The organism is Nocardia rhizosphaerihabitans, from assembly GCF_014646295.1.
Lineage (GTDB): Bacteria > Actinomycetota > Actinomycetes > Mycobacteriales > Mycobacteriaceae > Nocardia > Nocardia rhizosphaerihabitans.
In genome coordinates this window covers 50,265-72,722 of record NZ_BMNE01000001.1, presented here as the reverse complement: position 1 = coordinate 72,722, position 22,458 = coordinate 50,265, and the positions used below count along the sequence as shown (strand labels likewise).

The window sequence follows — 22,458 nt, the reverse complement described above, 5'->3', positions numbered from 1 at the left end:
TGTGGGAGACAGCCTGTCGGTGCTGTCGCAGCAGATCACGATCAACCCGACCCGGCCACCGGGCGGAGAGCGGCTGACCAACCTCGTTGGCTATCTGAGTTGGTTGGTGATGCTGGCCGGGATCGCGGCCCTGATCTATGCCGGCGGGAAATTCGGGTGGGAACGGTGGCACGGCGGCGCCGTGGAGTCACCCAAGATCGTGTTCGCGGCCCTGGTCGGCGGCATCATCGCCACCTCCGCCGGCGCGATCATGAACGCCGCCGTGGCGGGAGGCAATTGAGATGGCTGAATCCCGCAGAAGCGCAGAATCGTTCACTCGCAACCGCGACCGGCACAGGTTCATCGTCACCGCAGACGACGACACCCCTTTGATGGTTACCCGCTACGGCCGCCGCGACGCGGCAGCGACCGTGGTCTACCTGCACGGCCCGTTGAGCGATGCCACGTCCATGGCACCGTTGATCGGCGAACTCCACCAGCACTTCGGTGGCGAGATCGCGCAGCTGGTCTACGACCAGCGCGGACACCGCCACGGTGTCCCGTTCCATCCCGACCGCCCAGCAATGGCGCAGCTTGTCGCAGATCTCGACGCCGTCCTCACCCACGCCAGCGGGCAAGTGATCCTGGTAACGGAGTCGTTGGCGGCAATCCTGCTGCAAGAGTGGCTGTTCCGTCACCGCCGAGGGATCCTGCGTCTGGATGCGGTCGTGGCGATCTGCCCGGTGCCCGAGCTACCTGGCGACGAGCGGTCCGTACGAGACGGACGCGCCGACCTGGCGCGTCGGGCTGCCAACAGCCTCGAGCGCGAACTCGCCCTCGCTTTCGGCATTCTCGGCTGCGATGACGAGCTACCGATCCTCGAGTCCGTCGGCGCGATGATGCGCGCGCTACGGGGAGGCGAGGCCGATGTGGCGGTGGTCGAAGACATGCTGCGTGCCACACCCACCTGGATCGTGGCAGGCAAACAGGACCGGCTCGTCGGTCACAAGCGCGTCGCGGAGCTGGCCGACACCGTGTGGGCCGAATGGGTCCTCATCGACGACGCCGCCCACGACCTGATCCACACCCACACCCGGATCGCCGCCGACACGGTGGTCGCCGCCCTGGAAGCAGCACACGAACAGACGTTGTTCCGGGGCGCTTGATGCTGGCCACACCCCTTCCCGCGCAGGTTCTTTCACCGCTGACACAGCTGGTGAATTGGCTGGCCTGGTTCGTGCTGCTGGTCTGTATCGCCCGCGCGACCTGGGTCGGCGGCCAGCTCGCGATCCGGATCTACCGCGAAGAAGCCATCGAAGGCTTCCTCGGATCCCTGGCCGCAGCCGCCCTGCTCGGATCAGCCAGCGTGCTGGCGATCGCCATCCTGCCCACCTGACTGCCAAGGACACTCCGATGCCCCAGAACTCATCACATCCCCAGGGTCACGGCGCCGTCGCCGTGATGACGCTCGCAGCACTGCTGACGGTCGCCACCGGGTGCGCCGGTACCGATACCGACCGCACGACCACCAGCACGACGAGCTCGGTGCCACTCGTTCCGAGCGGAGTGAGTTGGCGGTCCTGGCAGGGCATCGAGCTACCCGTGGCGGTGCAAGGCCCGCGTCTGATTGACGGCGCGGTGGCCTCGGACTTCGACCGGTCCCCGGCCGGCGCCGCTCTGGCCGCAATCCACGCGACCGTGCGGATGTCGCTGGCACCGGACGGGCAATGGCCACACGTCGGGCAGCGCATGCTCGCCCCTGGCCCCGGCCGCGACAAATGGGCGACAGCACGCGCCCAGGTCTCGATCTCCGGACCGGCGTCGGACTCGGTGCCCAGCATCCTCGGCTACACCCTCACGGTCTACACCCACACCGAAGCACGGGTCGAAATCTACAGCGCCTACGCCGATGACTCGGTCACCCGCAACACCGCCACCGTCGTCTGGGCGGTCGACGGATGGCGACTGCTCCTGCCCGACCCGGTGACCGAAAGCCCCGTTACTGCTGTCGATTCCGCACCGGCCGACATGATCCCCCTGATTCGCCCGTAAGGACTTCCTCGTGATGCGTTCGCTGCGCCTGCTCCTGACCCTGTTCGCCATCATCGCCTCGATCGTGGTCGTCGTCTTCGTCGTGACAATCACCGACGACGACCAGCCCGAGAACCCGCCGCCCCCACGCGCACACACCGAATCGACCACCGCCAATGCACCGTCGACGACCTCATCTCAATCCCGGCCACCGACGGTCGACATGTTCGGCAACCGCCTCGAAGTCCCCGCCGACGACGCCGGCGCGACACTGCCACAGATACTCGACGGCCGCATCGACCCCGCCCGACCGGACTATCTGACAGCGGCACCAGCCCGATTGCAGTGGCAGCGGATCTGGGGTGGAGCGGCAGTACCCGTCTCGGGCAGCGACGGCCCGGCCCGCATCGACGGCGGTGTGGCCGCAGGGTTCGCCCGAACTCCGCAGGGCGCTGCGTTGGCGGCGATGGATGCGATTGGACGGGCCTACGCCGCACCGGACCCGCTGTGGCAAAACGTGATCCGTGCACGCTTCTACGGCGGTGGCGACGCATTGATCGAAGGGTTCGCCCGATCCCGGGCCAGCGCGCCAGGGATGGCACGCTTCGTCACCGTTCCCGAAGGTGTGCGGATCCAGCCAGGCTATCGCGACGACCTGGCCGTGGTGCAGCTCGCGGTCCGCTCCACAAGCGGCTACGCGATCGCGACTTGGCCGATGGTGTGGGTTGAGGGCGACTGGCGCATCCGCGTCCCTGATGACGTCGACACGCTCTGGGGTTCCGGCACATCGACCGTGTCCACGGCAGGCTTCGGCATCTGGAGACAGTCGTGACCACCGTCTTGGCCGCCCCGGCACCCCCCGGCAGGGGCGTGCACGCCCAGCTCACCGATCTCGCCTGCATCGCTGTGCCCGGCATCAAGGAGGTCTGTCAACTCGGGAGCGCGGCGGCGGGCGCGGCGAGTGCGGCGCGGGACTCGGTGATCGATGGCATCGCCTCCGACCTCATCGAAAGCCTCGTAGTGGCGCTACGGATCGTGATGGCGTGGTGGACAACATTCCCGTCCCCGGAGTTGTCGACTGCCGCAGGGCGCCCTGCACCAGTGCTCGCCCAGATCCGCGAGTACACCAGCGGGTTGCAGGTTGTGTTATTGACCGCGGGGATCATGTTCGCCGCCGCCCGCCTCGCCTTGGCCAAGCGTGGCGCTGCGGCAGGTGAAGCACAGGAGAGCTTCTTGATGCTGGCGCGCGCGATCTTCGGCGCGCTGACCTTCGGAGCACTAATCACCGTCGCAACCACCGCCGGTGACGAGTTCGCGTCCTGGGTCATCTTCGACGTCACCAACAACGACCTCGATACCGCCGTCAGTCGTATCGCTGATCCGAAGATCATGGCCAATCTCGGTCCGGGAATCTTGCTGGTCCTCGGTGTTCTGGGGGTGATCAGCCTACTCGTGCAAATGGTCATGCTGGTAGTCCGCCAAGCCCTGCTCGTCGTGGTCGTCGCGGTGATCCCTATGGCCGCGGCGGTGTCCGGGACCGGGCCGGGATCGCAGGCTTACAAGCGCCTTGTGGCGTGGTCGCTGGCGTTCGTGTTGTGGAAGCCGGTCGGGGCGTTGGTTTATGCGATCGCGTTCACCGTGACCGGTGGCAGCGACCAATCAGATCCCCAGATGGTGTTGCTGGGGGTGATCTTGATGGTGATGAGCGTAGTGGTGCTGCCCGCGCTGATCCGGTTGATCGCACCCGCCGTCGCCACCCTCGGCGGTGGGGGCGGCGCGACCTCGGTCCTGGCCGGCGCTGGCGCCGGTATCGCCATGTCGGCTGCGGGAAGTCGACCTCAGGCCAGAAAGATGTCCGAATCCGAGAACACCGGAGCGTCGAGCGGGCAGTCGAGCCAAGGCAGCTCCTCAACCTCGCGCCCTGGTGGTGCGGGCGGAGCGCGATCGATGACGGCGAGTTCGGGATCACCACCGGTCGGGACGACTCCCGCAGCAGCAGCAGGTGGTGGGGCGGTCGCGGCGGGACATGGAGTTGGTGGTGCGGGAACCGGTGCGGCTTCAGCAGCGGGTGCAGGCACAACAGGTCGGGCGGCCGCGACCGGGGCGATGGGGGCCGGGCCTGCGGGTGCGGCGATGTTGGGCGCGCAGCTCACTGTCGGCACGATGCAGAGCCTCGCGTCAGCCGCGCAAACCGCTGTCCCGGAGTCGTCCTCGGCACAGATCGACCCGGACGCGCTGGGTCCTGGGGAGGTTCGGCGATGACCACACGCATGTACGGGCGTTGGGAACAGCCTCGCTCGGCTGGGTTTTTCGGATTGACCTGGGGTGTTTCCCTGCTGGGGCTCGGGTTGATCATCGCGGTGATGGTCTCGTTCATGATCACCCGGTCTCTCGAATTCGCCGGGATCATCCTGCTCGGCGCGGCCGTGGTGTTCGTTCCGCTGGCGGTGACTCGGAACGGCCGCACCGGTTGGGAACTACTGCTGCTGCGAGTCCAATTCGCGCGTTCGCGCTCCCGAAGCGAACTGACCTACCGGTCCGGACGATTCTCCCGCCTTCCAGGCGTGGCGAAACTGCCTGGACTGCTGGCGGATTCACGGCTGACAGAGTACGAGACATCGGGTGGCAAGCGGTTCGCCATGCTGCACATCCGGCGCAGCGACCACTACACCGTGATCGTGCGCGTGGTCCCGCGCGGCAAAGAACTCGTCGACCAGCCCCAGATCGACTCCTGGGTCGATGGTTTTGGGCAGTTCCTGGCGGCCCAAAGCCGCGGCGGAGAAGTCGTCGCGGTCACCGCGGTCCTGGACAACACGGTCGAAACCCGGTTGAAGCAGACCCGCGAAGTCACCCGTCTCGTTCGCGCTAACGCTCCCGACTTCGCGAAAGCGGTCATGCGGGAAGCCGCCGCCGACAGTGGCGGAGTCGGGGTGCGGATCGAAGCCCGCATCGCGATCACCTACCGCGCGATCGGCAAAGGCCGCATCCGCCGCGACCAGGCCGAACAAGCACGCGAGATCGGGCAACGCCTGCAAAGCGTGCTGTCCCAACTCGCCCGCGCCGGACTGCCCGCCACACCCCTGCACGCGTGGGAAGCGCTGGGTCTGGTTCGCAGCCGCTACGACCTGGCCTCCCAGCGCGACGTCGAGGCTGCTGGCGCGCAGATCGTCGAGTCGCAGTCCTGGGATTCGGTGGGCCCGCTCGCGCATCAGGATCGGTGGGATCACTACGTCCACGACGGTGCCCGCTCCATCACCTGGGAGATGGACGGCGCCCCACGCGGTGCGGTGATGGAAACCGTCCTCGAAGAACTCCTGCGGCCCCGCCCGGACGTGCCGCGCAAGCGCGTCGCGATCGTCTACCGCCTGCACTCGGCCGCCGAAGCGACATCACTCGTCGACTCCGACTTCCGGGACGCGGTCGCGGCCGAGCAGACCGAGCGGGGGATCTCCTCGGCCTCGGCCCGGATCCGGGTCGGCAACACCCAAGCCGCCCGCGAGGAACAAGCCCGCGGCGCGGGGTTGACCCGGTTCGGGGTGCTGGTGACGGTGACCGATCACCTCGATGCCGACCTGCCCGGGATCGAAGCGTCGGTGAAGGGGATGGCGGCGGCGTCTCGGTTGACGGTGCGTCGCTGCTATGGCTATCAAGCCGCCAGCTTCGCCGCTTCCTTGGGGATCGGGCTGATCCTGCCCGAGCACGCGTCGATCTCCAAGCGGGTATCGGGATGAACACCGAACGCAGTCCGCGGCGTGAGCGGCACCCGAAATCCGAAGTGGTCGAGGGTATCAGCGTGCTCTCCAGCACCCGACGCGCCCAGGTCGAGGCCATGGCTACCCGTGGTGGCATCGTGGGCTGGCGGGCACGGATGCTGCTGTCCAGCGATGATCACCGGCGCGCGACCGCGACTCGACGCCGCGACGGCGCCGCTGGTGACGGGTTCGACCTGACGACGCCGACCTTCACCGACCGCGGCTACGCGGGCATTGGCGGAGGCCGGGCGGCCGTGGTGCCCCGGACGCCGGAGTGGCGAGCAACGACCGTGCAGGTCGCCGGGCTGTGGCCGTTCTGTGTCGGCGCGACCTCACCGACCGTGGGGGTTCCGGTTGGTAGTCACTACATCACCGGTGCCCCGGTGCATTTCGATCCGATGTCGTGGTTCCTGCGGGGTTTCATCACCGCGCCGATCGCGTTCGTGCTGGCGCTCAACGGGTTCGGCAAGTCCTCGCTGATCCGGCGCATCGTGGCCGGAGCGGTGGCGGCGGGGGAGACCGTGCTGTGCATGGGCGACACCAAAGGCGAATACCGCGACCTGGTCGATCGGCTCGGTGGGCAGGTCGTCGACATCGGCTACGGACACGGCTGCATCAACCCCCTCGACGTCGGCGCCCTGGGCGCCATCATCGCTCGCCTGCCCGATGTCGATCAGCGCCGCCAGGTCGCCGCACGGGTCGAAGCCGGCCAGATCAACATCGTTGCCGGCCTGATCGAGCTGGTGCGCGGTGCGCGGGTCGCCGACTACGAAGAGGTCCTGCTCGCCGCAGGGCTGCGCGAGCTCTACAGCCCTGCCGGTGGGTTCACCCACGCGAACCCACCGTTGCTGGAGGACCTGCTCGCGGTGATCTCCGCCGGCGGTGACCGTCTCCGCGTGTTCGCCGAAGAAGACGACGAGCTCTCCTACCGTGCCGCGACGAAGACCTTGCGTCGGTCGATGCGTGCCTTGGTCGAAGGGCCGTTCGGGGCGATCTTCAATGGGCCCACCACTACGCGAATCGATCTTGCCAGCCCGGCGATCTGCGTTGATATCTCCCACATTCCCGAAGGCGACACCAAACTGCTGGCCGCGGTCCTGATGACCTGCTGGTCCGACGGATTCGGCGCTGTCGCTGCCGCTCACGCTCTCTCCGATGCCGGGCTCGCCCCGGCGCGGACCTTCGAGGTCGTGATGGACGAGATCTGGCGGGTCCTCGGCGTCGGGGAATTTATGGTCGACCGCGTCGATGCCCTGACCCGGCTCAACCGGCCCCTAGCTACTGGGTTGATCATGTGCTCGCACACCATCAAAGACCTCGCTGCCTTCGACTCGCCCGCCGCACAGGCCAAGGCGCTGGGCTTCTTCGAACGAGCACGGGCCAAGATCATCGGACCGGTCGGGCCCGACGAAGCCACCCGGATCGGTGCGGTCGCCGGCATGACCGACACCGAACGCCTCCTGGTCACCTCCTGGGCCGCACCACGACCACCCTCGGACGACGATCTCGACGCCTCGCGTCGTGAAACACCGCCGGGGACAGGGTGTTTCCTGCTCAAGACCGGGGAGGCGAACGAGCCGGGGATTCCGTTCCGGATGGTGTTCACCCCAACCGAACGCGACTCCGATGTGCACAACACCAATCGCCGCTTCGACAACCTCGACACCAGTCCGGCGGACAGGTGATCCGGAATGCGCGCAGTCGAGCCACAGCCACGACGCCACCGTGAGGTTACTGCCTGCGCCGATGGCTCGGGGGTGAGGACGTGACCGGCACCGCGCGCATCGGTGTCGCCGTTGCCTCGGTAGTGGTGCTGCTGCTTACCCTTCTGCTCCTGGTGGCGGGCGTCGACGACAACGCGTGCGCCTCGACGACCGGTTCAGGTCCATCGGCCCGCACTGCCAGCGGCGCCAGGACGATGCCCCTGGCAGCGGGGACCTTCACCCTGACTTCCGGATTCGGTATGCGGTGGGGCGAACAACATCAAGGTCAGGACTTCGCCGCACAACCCAAGACCCCGATCTATGCGGTTGCTGATGGTGTCGTGGTCCGGGCGGGCACGGCCAGCGGCTTCGGGTTCTGGGTGGTGATCGACCACAACATCGGCGGGGAGGTCGTGTCTTCGGTCTACGGGCACATGTTCGCCGCCGACGTCGCCGTCGGTGAGGGCGACACCGTCGGTATCGGACAGCGGATCGCGGCCGTCGGCTACAACGGCCAGACCGTCCCCGCCGGCCCTGATGGCGCGCATCTGCATCTGGAAATCTGGACGAGGGGAGGACGATTCGGCGGCGGCACCGCCATCGACCCCATGACGTGGCTGCAGGCCAGCGGCACCTCGCCCAACACGACCGCCACACCGTCGACGACACCAGGCCAGCACGAATCCGCCGTAGCCGATGCCGGAAATGTGGGCGCAGAGCTGCCCGCCCTGCCGGCCTCCATCGGCACCGAGGCCGGACTGCAGGTCGACACCATCCGGGTAGCTCGCACCATCGCCGTCGAATTCCCGCAGATACAAACGATCTACGGGCAGCGTGAGGACCCGTTGCCCGATCATCCCAGCGGTCGGGCAGTCGACATCATGATCCCGAACCCGACCTCCGGCAACGGCAAAGCCCTCGGTGACCAGATCGCCGACTACCTCATCGCCAACGCGGCGCTCCTGCGGGTCGACTACATCATCTGGCGCCAGACCTACCGCGCGACCACCGGTGAATCCAACCTGATGGAAGACCGCGGTAGTGACACCGCCAACCATATGGACCACGTCCACGTCACCACGTTGGGTGGTGGTGATCCCGATGGTGCACCGGTCGAGTCCGCAGCCACCAACGCGACCTCGGCCGGTGGCGCCGGATGTGGGAGCAGCGCTGGAGAATCGGACCTCTCACCGGGAGCGGTGCCGGCTGATCTGGAGCCCTGGTATCGGCAGGGCGGCGCGGTGTGCCTGCAGATCAGCGCGTCGTTGCTGGCGGCTCAGGGCAAGCAGGAGAGCGGGTTTCGCCGCGGCCTGACTTCTTCGAGCGGAGCGCAGGGGTTGGCGCAGTTCCTGCCCGGGATCGCTGCCGCGTTGGCCTCTGATGGCCGCCCGTATGTGATCGACGCCGACGGCAACGGCAACGCGAGTGTGTGGGATGACGGGGACGCGATCATCGGCCAAGCCCGCTACATGTGCGACATCGCCGCCAAGATCGAGGGCTGGATCGCCGAGGGCAAAGTCTCCGGCGACCTGACCACCCTCACTTTGGCCGGATACAACGCCGGAGAGGGCGCGGTCCTGCGATCAGGCGGATTCCCCACCGGCTCACCCGATTACGAAATCCAAACCAGGCCCTACGTCGCCAACATCCTCGCGATGGCCGCCCCGATGTCGACCTCGATGAGCTGAGGACACCCATGACAAATCGACTCCACCTTCGCTCAGCCGCTACCGCGGTAGTGGTCGTGCTCCTCGGGCTACCAGCCGCCGGTTGCACCACCGACTCGCCCGCGGCCGTTATTCCACCGGCACCGACCGAATCGCACAGTGAGGGTCCGGCACCCGGTACCGCCGATGCCGCGACCACGGCCCAGATGGGCTTGGCTGCGATGTTCTCCTGGCAGCCGAGCACCGACGCCAGTCCCGGGGAGGCTCTGTCGCGTGCTGGGCCTTGGCTGACCGGGGAACTTGCCACCACGGCCGCGAACACAGAGGTGGTGAGCGTGCTGCGGTCGCTGCCGGAGTGGGCGGGCTGGCGTGACAGCGGCGACATCGTCACCGCCCTGGTCGAGGCGCAAGCACCGCGGACGGTCGGTGCCGAGACGTTGGTGGCGGCGGTGGTGACCCAACTGGTGCTCCACCGGGATGGCTCGTCGACCCGCTACCAGCGCCTGCACGTCACCGCCACCGTGGCGAACACGGCGTCGGGGTGGCGGATGGCTAGCTACCGCGTCAACCCGGGGACCTGACATGACCGAAACCACGATCACGAGCACAACGCCGACGATGCCCGGCAAAGGGCGCATAGGCAGGCCTCGTTCCGACAGCACCGGTGACCGGTCGGGGCCGCCGCCATGACCGATGCAACGGAAACCTTCGGTACAGCAAGCTATTCGGCCGTGCATCGACGCATGGCCTATGCGATTCAGAACGTCACCGCCGACTTGACGATCCTGTCCGGTGAACCGGCCATCGAGCCGCACGCGCGGAAAACGGTCCGCGATCTGTCCATCGCTCACCGCGTATTGCACGAACAGGCCGCCGCGATCGGCGTGCCAGCGAACTGGATTGACCACGCCAGCGACGCGGGACGCCGTAGTGAACGAACCACGGGTGAATCCACACTTCCCACCGCTCACGACGTACCTCGGTCGATGCTGATCGCGCAACTTCGTCACCAGGTCGAGTCGCTACATACCCTGCCCGCCTTGGCATCCGTCCGCCGCGACCGCGGCCTGGCCGAGCGCCGTGGCGCCGATCGTTTGAGCGAGCATTTGCGGTTGCAGTGGCTGCGGGTGGCGATGACCGCCACCGCCATCGACGCCACCGAAGCCGAAACGCGTGGGTTGTGGGGCATCGACCCGAAGTCGTGGCAGCCGCGTCTGGCCGCGGTTGCCGACCGGCTCGATCTCGAAGGTGGGCGGCCTTGGCGCGCGGTGACGGCACCGGCGGTCCTGCGCGAAGCGCGATGCCGTGTCGCGGTGATGCGCATGGTCGGCATCACCCTCACCGACAGTCCAGCCCATCAGCTGCCACCCGCTCCGCACCTGCTCGAGGCCAGCTCTGAACACGCCTGGCAAACCCGCGACCGGATCGAGCGACCCGCAGGGGAACTGATCGGCGCCGCGATCGAGGCCACGGGCGTCACCGCCGCCTACCTCGATCACGCCGAGGGCGGTGCGCACTACCTACCGCCTCCGACGGCGTCGGTAACCCCTGTCTCAGAACTCGACCTGTGACCACATCTTTCCGAAAGGAGGCCCGTCTCATGACGGCACCGCGTTCCCCGTTCGGTGCGTTCGCGCCGATCACCCCCGAGGACATGGTCGGCGACCGTGCTACCGAGTTGTTGACCTTCACCTGCACCGAGGAATTCGATCGGCTCGCCATCGAATACGGGTTCATCACCGCCTACCTGGCTGATCGGTTCGTCACCGCGCTGCTCGACATCGGGATCGACTACGAAGGTCTACGGCAGACCGAAATCACCCGCGCCACCACCGACGCCACTCTCGTGCGCCAAGCCGCCACCGGCCCGAAGCTGCTTGTGTGGTCGGCCGCGACGCTGGAGGCGTTCACCCTCTGCGCGGCCACCGGCCGCCTGGTCTGGCACGAACCGTTCCCCGAACACACCGCCGTCGACGGGGTCATCGCGGCCACGACCTCAGCGGAGAAAGCGATCGAGCTCGCCGGGCACGCCCTGCGCGACTGGGGCGCCCGAGCCGGAGTCTTGCGCTTGAACCTCGCGCGCAGCCGCGGCCTGGACCAGCCACGGCTGCACCGGATCGCAAGTGTCACCGGGTTGGTGCTCGAGGTCGCGACCATCGGCACCCACAACCCGGCCGCCGAGAACTGCCTGCACCCCGACCCGGTCATGTGGCGCACCGCGGACCTGCTCGAGCTATGGCAGCGCCCGGAGACGGACTCATGAACCCCGGCCTCACGAACCCGTGGGTGCTACTCGCCGCCGCGGTGATCGCCGCCCTGGCGGTGGGATGCAGTACCCACCAGTCCCGGCCGGTCGTCGCACCGGCCTGCCGCGCCGAGGCCTTCCCACCACCGCTGGATGGAGTGCGGCCATGTTCGGCACCGGAGGTGCTCCACGCCGCGGTCTCCACGATCTACGCCCTGGACCCGATCCTCGGCAGGGACACCCGCGCGACACTCGACGCCGCCGGGCCGCTGCTGCGGACCGCGTTCGCTGCCCAAGCGTCGGTGGGAGTGTCGATGTGGGCGCCGATCACACACGGGCAGTGGCAGAGCTGGGTCGAGGAAAAGACCGCGGTGAGCTCCGAGGTGGTGGTGCACACCGATGACCATCCCCCCGACACCGCGACCTCGACCAGCCGGGTCCTGTCGGTCACCATCACCCCGACTGGCCAGGCACCGATCGCGTTCACCGTCTACGCCCGCGCGACCCGCCACGGATCCGAAAGTGCCTGGCTCCTTGCTGAATTGCAGGTGATGTCGTGAGCGGGGACCCGGTCGAGGAGAGTGGCCAAGCCGTTCGGCAGGGATTCGTGCAGGCCTTGCAAACCGCACACACCACCGCAGGGCTGTTTCGTAGCTGGGGCGCCGACTCGCGGTCGCACACCGAATCCAATCAGCGGGTCCGATTGGCCGACGCGAAAGACTTTCGGTCTGCGATCGAGCATCAGGGCCGCCTGGGCAATCTGGGCATGGAGCAAGAGCTGATCCGGGCGCGAATCGCCGAGGTCCATGCCCGCATTACCAACGCCGCCCAGATCGCCGAGGTCGACGTAAGACACAAAGAAGGCCTGATCACCCGCGCTGACACGGATCTGGAACGGCGCGAGCAGGACGGCGAGCTCGCCCGCACACAGAGCAAGGAAGTGCACACCAAGCGGATCGCAAGCTACACCAACCGCGAAGAGCGGGAGGTCGCGCTGCACGACCTCGACGTCGAGTACAAGAAACTGCTCATCGACATCCGGCGCCGCGCCGCCGGATTCACCGACACCCTGCACCAATCGGACCAGCGCACGGGCCGCGGCCAGGCGTCGGCCGCCCAGTTCGCCGCCGCCGACGCCACCCGGGACCTCTCACTGGAGGCCGAGGCCGCCGCCGAGGCGTACCGAGAACGGCTGATCGACGACACCGGCCTGGATGTCGAGGACCTGTTCACCGACAGTGACCGCGCCGACGTAGCCGATGGTTGGTCTCAGGGCCTCGCGGACGTGGCCGGGTTGGCCGAAGACCTCACGATCGCCGCGCACCTGCACCACGAATCCGGTGTCGGTGTCGACGATCTCGAACGCGACTACGAGCCGGTTCCCGAGGTGATCGACGTCGAAGTCGTCGAGGCCGGCGAGTGGATCGAGGCAGCGGTGTCGGCGACCGGGGTCCACGACGTGGACCTCGCTACACCGGATCCCGGCCTGACTCAGGGGGGCGAAGAGCCTTCGGTGCGTGGGCCGGGCACGGAGATCGAAGTGTGGCGCGGCGGTCCTGAGGCGGAATGGGGCCGGTGAGATGTTCGAACCGACTCCGATCCAGTCCAAGCTGCTCAAGGCCGTCCAGAACGTGGCCACCGAACGCCACCGCTTGATCGGAAAGTCCGGTACTGCAGGCATTCTCGACCTGACGCCGGGCGAGCGTGCTCACTTGGAGACTGTTCGCCGGACGGGGAATGAACTCGAAGCGCTGGCGGCCGCGGTCGGTGTGCCGCAATCGGTGATCGACTACACCCGCGCCGCCGGCGAACGCGGGCACGGTTGGCGCCCCGGCCAGCCCTTGCTGAACACCGAAGTCATCGACCGCGACACGGTCGTGGCGGGTCATCTCCGGTCGGTCTGGCAGTTGCAGACGATGGCTGGGGTCGGGGCCGCGATCGCCCAGCAAGGAACCCTGCCGCGCGACGGATTCGATGCCTTCCGGCGAGTGATGGGGGCGAGTTGGCAACGCGTCGGCGCCCTCGGTCACGCCCTGGACTTGACCCAGCGCGAACGCGAGCACGCGTGGGAGCCCAGCTCCCGGCCCTGGACCGAGCGGGTCGCTGAAACCGTCGAATCAATGGAGCGCTCGACGTTGACGGCACGGTGGCGGCGGATCGTCGAGACCGACTTCGTGGCAGCGACGATCCCGGTGACTGTGCTGACAGCGGCCGGGGTCACCCCCGATGACATCAGCCGCCAACTACCGGTCCTGCCGGATCGGATGGTCGAGCTCGCTGCACTGGCCCTGCGACCGGAACCCACGGTGCGCGAGGTCTTCGGCGCTGGCATCAGCGCCGCGATCGAGGTCACCGGCATCGACGCCCACACCGAACCCGAATCCGACGACCCCACCGGGTCGGCAGCGGATCGAGGCAGCGACTACGACCTTGGCCCCGACCCGTGACGCCTCGATCTGGCATTCCCGCCGCAACTCGAGCGAAAGACGCAGTAACTGAGCATGATTGGAGAAACCGATGAGCCATCCCCTCTCAGGGGCCGAGGAGTTGCCGCCATGGCAGCTGCGGCTGCTCGAACAAGTCCAGCACCTGAGCCATGCCCGCTACCGCACGCTGTTCCACGCCTACCCCCAGTACTCGACCGCCCACACCAGCGGCCCGAACGTGCAGCTGGAAGCCTGGCGCACCAACCTACGTGCGTTGGACGACGAGCGAGGCGAGGTCGAACTGCACGCCCACAGCCTCGACATCCCCCAACGCATGATCGACTACGCCACCGAAACCGGCGCCAGGGGAGTGCGTTGGGGCGACACCCCCGAAACCGCACGACTACCCATGGCACCGGACGGGGCGAACTCGACGCGCATGCACATGCTCGAACAGATCTCCGGTGACGTGTGGCGCCTCGAACACGCCGCACTGGTGCGCGCGGAGTACCTGCACCGCGTCCACACCGGAGCACTACCCGACAACGAGCCCGGCGAACGCCAGCTCCACGACAACATGGCCGCGCTGTGGCGGCGCATCAAAGGCACCTCGGCCTTGATCGACCTGCAGCCGGGTGAGGCACGACAGCTGTGGGGGCGCGGTTCCGACTCGTGGCAGCGGCTGGCGGAGCTGACCGCGGCCTCCTACACCGACGCCGAACTCCAGCAGCGCTTCGGCGAGCTGTCGTGGAAGGGCATCGAGGCCGACGTCTCGCGCGCTTTCGACAACCAAGCCACTTCCAAGAGCACCGACCTCGATCCACCGACACCCTGGCAGGTCGCCGAGAGCGCCGAAAAGGCTTTGGCAGCGGTCAGCTTCGCCGACGATCATGCACCGCCCATCGGCCGCGATATCGGCTCTGCGGTGGAGGCCACCGGTGCCGGGACCCGCGCGAAGTGGGAGCCCGACCCGCACCAGCAACCACATCCACCTGACCGCGATACCGGCATGGTCCGGGATCAAGGGGTGTGGTCATGAGCGGCGAATGGGACCCTCACAACGCGCCCACGGGTTGGGCCCTGCACGCCCGGCCCACTGACGACACCGATACGCCCGACACCGACACCGACAGCGACCTCACACTCGCGCTCGAGCCGCCCGTACCCGGTCGACGATTCGATCACGATCGCGGGGTGTGGTGATGACCAGTCCATATCAACCGGTCGACGCGGCGGCGCACTGGCAGGGCGACGCACTGCGCCGAATTCAGCACCTGGCCGCCGAGCACCGCCGCGTCAGCGAAGCCGGACCGCAAATGTTCGAAGACGGAATCTCGGCCGACCAGGAGAAGGTCTGGCGCGACCGCCTCGATCTGGTCAACACCGAACGCGAGCACGCCGAGTACGCGGCACTGCTGGGCGGGGTGAACCCCGACTGGGTCGTCCAGGCCCGTGAACTCGGCTACCGCAGCGACTCCACGCCGGCACGGACGGTCCTGCGCCAGCACCCGGAACGCGCCGATAGCGCGCAGGAGTTCTACCTCGACATGCTCGGGTTGGACCTGTGGCAGCTCGAACGCATGGCCAGCCTGGAAGCCGCACGGTTGGACCGGATCAATACCGGGCGGTGGAGTTTCGGTCGCGACCCGATCGGTGCGGCGCGTTTCGGCGAGAACATGACTGCCCTGCATGCCCGGGCCAGCGTGCTCGCCGCGGCGGCGCAGCTGACACCGACCGAGGGTGAGAACTTGTGGGGTGCGAGCGTGGACGGGATCCGGCGCGTGCACGCGGTCTCGATCCAGGCCTACGACGACCTCGCCCTGGCTCAGGAATGGAACCGCTACGCCCGCGCCGACCCCGAACCGACCGTGCCGCTGTATGTCCCGCCCAACACCAGCGCGGGTGCGGCCGTGCCGCCGGCACCACATCAGATGCTCGCCGACGCGACGAGTGCGTTGCGGACCGAGATCGTCGACACCGTCATCCGCAGCGTCGAATCATCGGATCTGGCCGCGGAAAGCACCGCGATCACCGCAGTGGTCGAGGCGGCCCTGCGTGATGACCACGAGCTGATCTGGGAAGAGACCGCCAGCGACACACCACCTGACCGCAGCACGGGGGCAGGAAAGGATCACGCACGAGACCTGTGAAGTAGTAGCGAAATCGTCTGTGTCTGTCGGTGTTTCGGCTAGGGGGAACTGGACCGAGGCGACCGAACCTGAACCGCTGGGACTCAGCACACCCCGAACGGGTGTGACGTTTTCTCGATCCGAGGAAGCACGATGCCCAACCCTATCCGCGAAAGAAACAGCACCACAATTCATCTCCCACGCCATGATCGCGATCACTCCGGCAGGAGTACGCGATGAGCTGGCAGATCCAAGGGACCCGCTACACCGATCCCACCTACTATCGCGACGCCGCCGACCGAGTCGAAGCGCAGCTCCGCGCAGACTTCGCCGCCCACCACCAGCTTCGCGAGATCGCCGCCCACGGTGAAACCCCTGCCCACGTCGTCGAATACGCCGCCCGCGCCCACGACTTGGCTCGCGCGTGGCGATACAGCGCCTCGCCAGGACACCGGCACCTGTGGCAGCAGCTGAGCATCGCGGTCGAGTCCTGGACTGCCAACCCTGAATCTGCCCGCGTCGAGTTCGGACGTCTGCAGCAGTCCTTCATCGAAGGCAACCCCGCGGTCGAATCGACCACCGTGCGCACCCAACGCCAAGCCGCCGAGATCACCGGTCATCTCGAACCGGTCCAGGACTACTCGGCCCAAGACGGCGCCCGCTACCGGCCCCGCCATCTGTCTGCGGTCCCCGACCTCGGCGCTGACGGTGCCCGGCGACTGGGTGCCGCTGATCGGGCGTTGGGTGGACGCGGCCCCGATCTGCTCGACCTCGACGAGATCCAGCAGATCATCGACGCCACCGACGACCTCCTCGCCATCGAGGAAGCCGCCGGTGACCGCGACACCGGCGCCGACGAACTCGAGGCGCTGATTCCTGCCGAGCAGCGCAACGCGCCGGTCATCTTCGACTACACGCGCACTTTCGACCAGCACAAGACTCAGATCGCCGCGGTTCGCCGCGTCCAGGACCTGGCCGCGGAGCACCTGCGCCTGGCAGGGGAATTCGACGGGACCGCCGAGGGCGGGCAGGTGCTGATCGAGCGCTTGGAAACGCTGATGGACGCCACCCGCCGCGCCCGCCGCGAGGCCGTGTCGGCTGGGGTGGGCGAGCACGACATCAGTGCTGCCTACCGTGCTGGCCTGACCGGGCAGTTCTGGTCACAGCAGCCCGGCGTGCCCCACCTGGGCCAGCTCGACCAGATCCTCGGCGAACGTGACCACGCGCTGGCCGAGATCGACACCCTACGTGCGGAGTTCGGGCCCGACGCGTATCCGCGTCCAGGACTCGCGCTGGCCGTCGGCGCCGAACCGGCCTTCCTCCCGCTGTCCTACACCCCGAGCACTGCGACGCCGACCGATCCGGGCGGTGCGGCGATTGCCGACGCGGTCGATGCCGCGCTCCCAGAGACCGGATTCGCCTCCGCGTGGAGCACCCCGGAGGTCACCGGTGTCATCGACGCACCCCGCCATGAACCTGCCGTCGAGCACCACCTGTGAAAGGAGCTGGTGAATCATGTTCTCTCCCCGAGAAACGCGCCGCCGCGACAAGACCGGGATGGGTGAGGAAGCCGGCATGCTGGCGATCCTCCTGGCCCTGCTGGTGCTGGTGTTGCTGGTGTGGGCAGCATTGAAACTCGGCAGCTGGTGGGCCGGGCAACCGATGGCGTGGAACCCGTTTGCGGCGTTGCTGTCGGTGGTATCGAATGAGCGGCGGTGGCCGTGGCAGTCCACCCCGATCGCGCTGGGGCTGCTGTGCACCGCCGGTGCGGCGGGTGTGCGAGGGATAGAGGCCTTCGGCAATGACCGTGAGGTCGACGCCGCAGCGCGAACCATGCAGCGGCCCGGCAAGATCCGCATCGCCCGCGCGGCCGACAACCTCGCCGAGAACCAGCGCCTGCTCAGCGACGCACCACCACATGTTCGGGACAACCCAGGACCGCTACTGGGGCGCACGGTCGTCGGCGATGTGGCCCTGCACGTGCCCGCCGAGCTCGGTGTCACGGTCGCGGCGGGACAACGCACAGGAAAGACTGTGGCGTGGGCGATCCCGGCTGTGCTCTCGGCGTGGGGACCGTGCCTGGCGACCTCCAACAAGCCGGACCTCTACCGCCACACCGTCTACGCCCGCGAACAACTCGGCCGGGTCTGGGTGTGCGACCTGCAAGCGGTCACCGGCACGGCGGTGTGCGGGTTTTGGGTCAACCTGTTCACCCAGGTCACCAGCCTGCCCGCGGCACGCAAACTCGCGGGATTCTTCGTCTCCGGTTCAGCAGGGTCGGCCAGCGAGATCGCCAACGCCAAGACCGACGCCTACTTCGACGGCGGAGCCCAAGAGTTGTTCGCCCTGTGCACCTTCGCCGCCGCCTGCGTGGATGGCGACCTGCACCATGTGGCCGAATGGCTGGGCCGAGACCAGGACCCGACCCCGGCATTGATCCTGCGCCACTTCGGCCACGACCGGCCCGCCGCACGGATCATCGAATGCCAAGGCCTCTACGCCCGCCAGCGCGACGGCCTCTACGACATGGCACGCCGTTTCCTCAACGTGCTCTCCGATTCCGGCTACGCCCAGATGGTCACTCCGCCGGTCCGGAAACTGTTCCAGGTCAGCGAAACCACCGCCAAGACGGGCGACGGGCGAGCGAGCCGACCGGACAAGACTTCGAGGGTCGCGAACGGGGTCCTCATCGAGGTCACCGAGTCGGCCCGCACGCACGCGTTGCCGGAGTTCGTCCCGACCGAATTCGTGACCTCGAACGACACTCTGTATCCGCTGTCGATGGCCGGGCCCGACGGTGCGACCCCGCTGACCGCGGCCCTGGTCGGCCAGGTCCTGGAAGCCGCGTTGATTACCGCCCGCGCTCGCGCGGACGGACGGTTGCAGACCCCGCTGCTGTGTGTGCTCGATGAGGCCGCCAACTGCGCCCGTATCAGCGAATTGCCCAGCTACTACACGTATGCGGCGGGCTGCGGGATCATTCTGATGACGATCCTGCAGGTCCTCGAACAAGCCGAAAACCTCTGGGGGGTCAACGGCTGGAAGACCATGCAAGCCCAGTCGATCGAGGTCTACGGCGGCTCCATCGCCGCCCGCGACTACCTCGAGCACTGGTCGGCGATGGCCGGGCAACACGATGTGTCCGACCGCTCCCGCACCTACACCCCCCAAGGCATCCAACGCACCCTGTCCTGGCGGGCCGAACCCATCCTCGACGTCGCGATGCTCGCCGCGCTCCCGAAAGACCGCGCCTTGGTCCGACTCCCCGGCCACGGCCCGGTCGTCGTCCGAAAAGTCCCCTGGTGGGACAGCGACCACGCACCACTGGTGAACAAGTCGATGCAACGCTTCGGCGGAGGCCCGGTCTCGCTGATCAAGGCGACCTCGGCGGCAGGGGAGGCCCGGTCGTGACCAGCCCGAGCCCAGCACCTACCGCACCCACGAACGCTCCGATCCCGCCACAGTTCCGGCATTTCACCGACTTCGCGCAGGCATGGATGCTGCCCACGATCAGTGTCCGCCTGGCCGAGGCGAACCGGGAGAACACCTACACCTGGTGCACCCGCTGGTGGGCGCACAGGCCGGTGGCGGTGCGGGTCGCGCACCTGCACACCGCGTTCGAGGCGATGCGCCGCTCCAAGGCCGGATCCGCGCTGAGCACGTTCCTGCTCTCACACTTCGACCCACACGTCACCCACATCCTCGATGCCGCCAACGGGCCGCTGCACCGGTGCACCCGCACCCACCATCAATCCACGCCGTCGTTGCCGTTCGACCCGGTCCCGCCCGGCTGGTTCGGCACCCGGCCCGCCGAACCGCAGCAGGGCCAGCCGCCCAGGAAGTTCGGGCACTACAGCGAGTTCACCGAGCAGTGGCTGCTGCCGGTGACATCGGTGAAGGTCGCGGCCAACAACCGCGAAGGCCAGTACACGTGGTGTCGGCAATGGTGGCGCCACCAATCGGTAGCGATCCGGTTCGCCGGCCTGCACGCCAGCTTCGAAGCCGCAGTCAAAGCCGAAGACAAGATGGCAATGAGCAGCCTGTTCGTCCGCCACATCGATCCACAGATGCGCCATGTCCTCGACGCCGCCAACGGACCCCTGCACCGGTGCACCCCCGACCGACACATCGACAGCCCCGGTATGACCGGCAAGGAGATTCCAGCGAACTGGTTCGGCACGCCCGGGTCGACGATCCCCATCGAACACCTCGGGTTCGGCCCTGACTTCCGCACCCTGGCCAGCGCGGAAGGCAACGACGAATGAATATGGCGAACGCAACCGCGGTTCAGAAGCGAATCCTCAAGGCGTTGCAGAACTTCGCCGCAGACTCGCACACACTGCGCCAACAGCAGCGAGCCAGCGGTACGACACCGACACCGCAGCAGGCGAAGGACTTCGAGGATCGAGCCAGACTGCAAGCCGACTTCGCTGCGGCCGCCACCGCAGGGGGAGTCCCGCCCGAATGGGTGAAACAAGCCAGCGAACGCGGCGCGAAAGGGATCAGCTGGAACACCAACTTGTTCCTGCGCCCCGCGGCCCCGATCGACCGCGACCGGCTGCTGGCGGGGCTGGGCGCCGACTGTGACCGATTGGCGCGCTTCTGCGGAATCTATGCCGCGCATTCCCGATTCACGCCAGCGGAGGATCTGCGACAGCGCGACGCGGTGGAGAACGTGATCTTGACACTGTGGCAGCGCTCTGCCCAGATCGGTGCACTCCTGGGCGTCGACGCCGCCGAAGCTGACCAGCATTGGCCACACCAAGGCTGGATGGAGACCGCCGCCTCGGCTGCGGCCGCCGTGAGCCGCGATCAGCTCGCGCGCCAGTGGAGCGAGATCGCCGCGACCGACATCACCGGCTACGCGAGCCAGTCGATCATGTTAGAGCGTGCGGGAATCAGACCCGATCCGCAGTTCGCGCCACCGGAACCACCAGCGGCGCTGTCGGAGCTGGAGCGAGCGCAGACCCCGTCGGCGACACAGCCGCTGTTCTCCGACGGTGCGCGGATCGACGCGGCCGTGGACGCGACCGGAGCTGCCACCGCACACACAGGCGACGACCCGCTGATGACCCCGCCCACGTTCAGCCACGCACCGACACCACCCGCGCCGGGGGCCGAACCGTGACCCGCCGATCGACCGGGATGGATCCATGACCAGCCCGGTGCCACACCCCCGACTCGTCGCCGAGCTGCCCGCAGCACAGGCAGAGGTCCTCGCCCAGATTCAAGATCTCGCACGCCAGGGCGCCGCTATGCGCCGCGAGCATGACCACTCCCCAGAACTCGTGCAGATCGACCGGGATCGCAGCCTGGCCGAGGCCACCGCCTCAGCACGCGGTGTCCCCGCTGTGTGGATCAATCAAGCCAGAGAACTGGGAACCAGGAACCGTGCCTGGCGGCGCAGCACCGTCCTGCGAGACCCACCCAAAAACAACGTGGTCCGCCGGGGATTCGGTCGTGTTGTCGACGACACCCGCCGGCTCGCCGACATGGCCGCGGTCACGGCGGTCCGCGAACACTACCTCCACAGCAGGGGAATCGACGCCGATCCCGAACCAGTAGTGGCTCACCAGCTCCGCCGCAACATGGAGGCACTGCGGACACGGATCATTTATACCGCTGACGCGATCAAAATGAGTCCAGTACAACGGGTCCGCAGCTGGACCGTCACCGGCGCCATCCTGACCGAGCGAGTCCACTCCCACCGTCACCTCGCTGTCGAGGACATGACCGCGTTGTGGCGCGACCATGGCACACCCGCGGTTGCCGCGAGCGTGCGCTCGTCACTGTCGAGCCTGCGGCGCACCACCACCGCAAGCAGCGAGTTGGACATGGCGCCAGCGACCACGCAAGACCTCCTCACCCGCGCCCGCCAGCAGCTCGGCACAGGGACGACACCACGAGCGGCGTCAGAGGAAGGACGAGTCATCGATGCTCTCGTCGATGCGGCCACGCCCACGGCGGCCTTCGAGCCGGACGCCCTCGACGACCAAGAACACAGATCGATCGATGAGCCACCGGGACGACACCCCACACCCGAGTACGGCATCTGACCGGCAACACGAGTTGACCGTTGAGCCGGTTGACCACCAACGGCGCCTTCCTCCACTTGGGCTTCGCGAGCGTGCCGGATGCTTTGTTGGTCATGAAGTCGGCGCAGCATTTCCGCAGGTTCCCGAAGTGGCCCGATTCTTCCCATGATTTCCCTGTTTCCGCAGGTAGATGGGTATCTGATAGTCCTGAAGTCACCGGATCCTTCCTGTGAGTTCCCGTGCGTCCCCGCCTGCAAATCGTAGAAAAATCGTAGAAACGCGCGCGATGGGATCCTGTGGAGCGTGATCGGGATCTCCTGCCCCGGCATGGGCAACCCCACCGTGCCGGGCTTGTGCCCACGGCGGGGCACGTCGGGAACTCCGAGGTGCCGTTGGGTCGGATCCTGTGACCGACCACCACATCTGTCACCATCGGTGATGCCCGAGCTGGTGAGGCGGGTCGCATTGGTCAGCGAATCTGTCACCAGATT

The 22,458-nt window shown here is 67.5% G+C and carries 22 protein-coding genes; all 22 read left to right on the top strand.

The window, feature by feature from the left end; genetic code table 11:
• Nucleotide 1: 1 nt before the first annotated feature.
• Nucleotides 2–280, top strand: a complete 279-nt coding sequence (locus tag IEY60_RS00380) for a hypothetical protein (RefSeq protein WP_308426056.1) — start codon at nucleotides 2–4, stop codon at nucleotides 278–280.
• Nucleotides 281–371: 91 nt separating this feature from the next.
• Nucleotides 372–1,145, top strand: a complete 774-nt coding sequence (locus IEY60_RS00375) for an alpha/beta fold hydrolase (protein ID WP_189022573.1) — start codon at nucleotides 372–374, stop codon at nucleotides 1,143–1,145.
• The gene (locus tag IEY60_RS00370) at nucleotides 1,145–1,375 is read left to right on the top strand and encodes a hypothetical protein (RefSeq protein ID WP_189022571.1); all 231 of its coding nucleotides are present in this window, start codon (nucleotides 1,145–1,147) and stop codon (nucleotides 1,373–1,375) included. Before IEY60_RS00375 ends, IEY60_RS00370 begins: the two co-directional genes overlap by 1 nt.
• A 17-nt stretch (nucleotides 1,376–1,392) precedes the next feature.
• Nucleotides 1,393–2,031 carry a DUF8175 domain-containg protein gene (locus IEY60_RS00365; RefSeq protein ID WP_189022569.1) on the top strand — a complete coding sequence of 213 codons (639 nt, stop codon included), beginning with the start codon at nucleotides 1,393–1,395 and terminating at the stop codon, nucleotides 2,029–2,031.
• A 64-nt stretch (nucleotides 2,032–2,095) separates the two neighbouring features.
• Nucleotides 2,096–2,842, top strand: coding sequence for a DUF8175 domain-containg protein (locus tag IEY60_RS00360; protein WP_189022567.1), 747 nt, complete (start codon nucleotides 2,096–2,098; stop codon nucleotides 2,840–2,842).
• On the top strand, nucleotides 2,839–4,272 hold the full coding sequence (locus IEY60_RS00355; RefSeq protein WP_189022565.1) for a TrbL/VirB6 family protein: 1,434 nt from the start codon (nucleotides 2,839–2,841) through the stop codon (nucleotides 4,270–4,272). The genes IEY60_RS00360 and IEY60_RS00355 overlap by 4 nt, the downstream gene beginning before the upstream one ends.
• A complete protein-coding gene (locus IEY60_RS00350) occupies nucleotides 4,269–5,741 on the top strand; it encodes an SCO6880 family protein (RefSeq protein WP_189022563.1) in 1,473 nt (490 codons plus the stop codon). The genes IEY60_RS00355 and IEY60_RS00350 overlap by 4 nt, the downstream gene beginning before the upstream one ends.
• Nucleotides 5,738–7,447, top strand: a complete 1,710-nt coding sequence (locus IEY60_RS00345) for a putative type IV secretion/conjugal transfer ATPase (protein WP_189022561.1) — start codon at nucleotides 5,738–5,740, stop codon at nucleotides 7,445–7,447. Before IEY60_RS00350 ends, IEY60_RS00345 begins: the two co-directional genes overlap by 4 nt.
• A gap of 80 nt (nucleotides 7,448–7,527) precedes the next feature.
• Complete coding sequence (locus IEY60_RS00340) at nucleotides 7,528–9,153, top strand: VldE C-terminal domain-containing protein (RefSeq protein WP_189022559.1); 1,626 nt, start codon at nucleotides 7,528–7,530, stop codon at nucleotides 9,151–9,153.
• A gap of 8 nt (nucleotides 9,154–9,161) precedes the next feature.
• On the top strand, nucleotides 9,162–9,713 hold the full coding sequence (locus IEY60_RS00335; RefSeq protein WP_189022557.1) for a hypothetical protein: 552 nt from the start codon (nucleotides 9,162–9,164) through the stop codon (nucleotides 9,711–9,713).
• Between the two features lie 459 nt (nucleotides 9,714–10,172).
• Nucleotides 10,173–10,703, top strand: coding sequence for a hypothetical protein (locus IEY60_RS00330; RefSeq protein WP_189022555.1), 531 nt, complete (start codon nucleotides 10,173–10,175; stop codon nucleotides 10,701–10,703).
• A 29-nt stretch (nucleotides 10,704–10,732) separates the two neighbouring features.
• The gene (locus IEY60_RS00325; RefSeq protein ID WP_189022553.1) at nucleotides 10,733–11,395 is read left to right on the top strand and encodes a hypothetical protein; all 663 of its coding nucleotides are present in this window, start codon (nucleotides 10,733–10,735) and stop codon (nucleotides 11,393–11,395) included.
• Entirely contained in the window at nucleotides 11,392–11,937 is a 546-nt protein-coding gene (locus tag IEY60_RS00320) for a hypothetical protein (protein WP_189022551.1), read from the top strand. Before IEY60_RS00325 ends, IEY60_RS00320 begins: the two co-directional genes overlap by 4 nt.
• Nucleotides 11,934–12,956 (top strand): hypothetical protein, encoded by a 1,023-nt coding sequence (locus IEY60_RS00315; RefSeq protein WP_189022549.1) that lies wholly within the window; start codon nucleotides 11,934–11,936, stop codon nucleotides 12,954–12,956. Before IEY60_RS00320 ends, IEY60_RS00315 begins: the two co-directional genes overlap by 4 nt.
• Nucleotide 12,957: 1 nt before the next feature.
• On the top strand, nucleotides 12,958–13,824 hold the full coding sequence (locus IEY60_RS00310; protein ID WP_189022547.1) for a hypothetical protein: 867 nt from the start codon (nucleotides 12,958–12,960) through the stop codon (nucleotides 13,822–13,824).
• A 70-nt stretch (nucleotides 13,825–13,894) separates the two neighbouring features.
• Nucleotides 13,895–14,842: a hypothetical protein gene (locus IEY60_RS00305; protein ID WP_189022545.1), complete on the top strand. Its 948-nt coding sequence runs from the start codon at nucleotides 13,895–13,897 to the stop codon at nucleotides 14,840–14,842.
• A 163-nt stretch (nucleotides 14,843–15,005) separates the two neighbouring features.
• Entirely contained in the window at nucleotides 15,006–15,953 is a 948-nt protein-coding gene (locus tag IEY60_RS00300; RefSeq protein WP_189022544.1) for a hypothetical protein, read from the top strand.
• 215 nt (nucleotides 15,954–16,168) lie between these two features.
• Nucleotides 16,169–17,431: a hypothetical protein gene (locus IEY60_RS00295; RefSeq protein WP_189022543.1), complete on the top strand. Its 1,263-nt coding sequence runs from the start codon at nucleotides 16,169–16,171 to the stop codon at nucleotides 17,429–17,431.
• A gap of 16 nt (nucleotides 17,432–17,447) precedes the next feature.
• Nucleotides 17,448–19,343, top strand: a complete 1,896-nt coding sequence (locus IEY60_RS00290; protein WP_189022542.1) for a type IV secretory system conjugative DNA transfer family protein — start codon at nucleotides 17,448–17,450, stop codon at nucleotides 19,341–19,343.
• Nucleotides 19,340–20,197 carry a DUF4913 domain-containing protein gene (locus IEY60_RS00285; RefSeq protein WP_189022541.1) on the top strand — a complete coding sequence of 286 codons (858 nt, stop codon included), beginning with the start codon at nucleotides 19,340–19,342 and terminating at the stop codon, nucleotides 20,195–20,197. Before IEY60_RS00290 ends, IEY60_RS00285 begins: the two co-directional genes overlap by 4 nt.
• Nucleotides 20,198–20,199: 2 nt before the next feature.
• Nucleotides 20,200–21,060, top strand: coding sequence for a hypothetical protein (locus tag IEY60_RS00280; protein WP_189022540.1), 861 nt, complete (start codon nucleotides 20,200–20,202; stop codon nucleotides 21,058–21,060).
• Nucleotides 21,061–21,085: 25 nt separating this feature from the next.
• Nucleotides 21,086–21,988, top strand: a complete 903-nt coding sequence (locus IEY60_RS00275; RefSeq protein WP_189022539.1) for a hypothetical protein — start codon at nucleotides 21,086–21,088, stop codon at nucleotides 21,986–21,988.
• Nucleotides 21,989–22,458 lie beyond the last annotated feature (470 nt).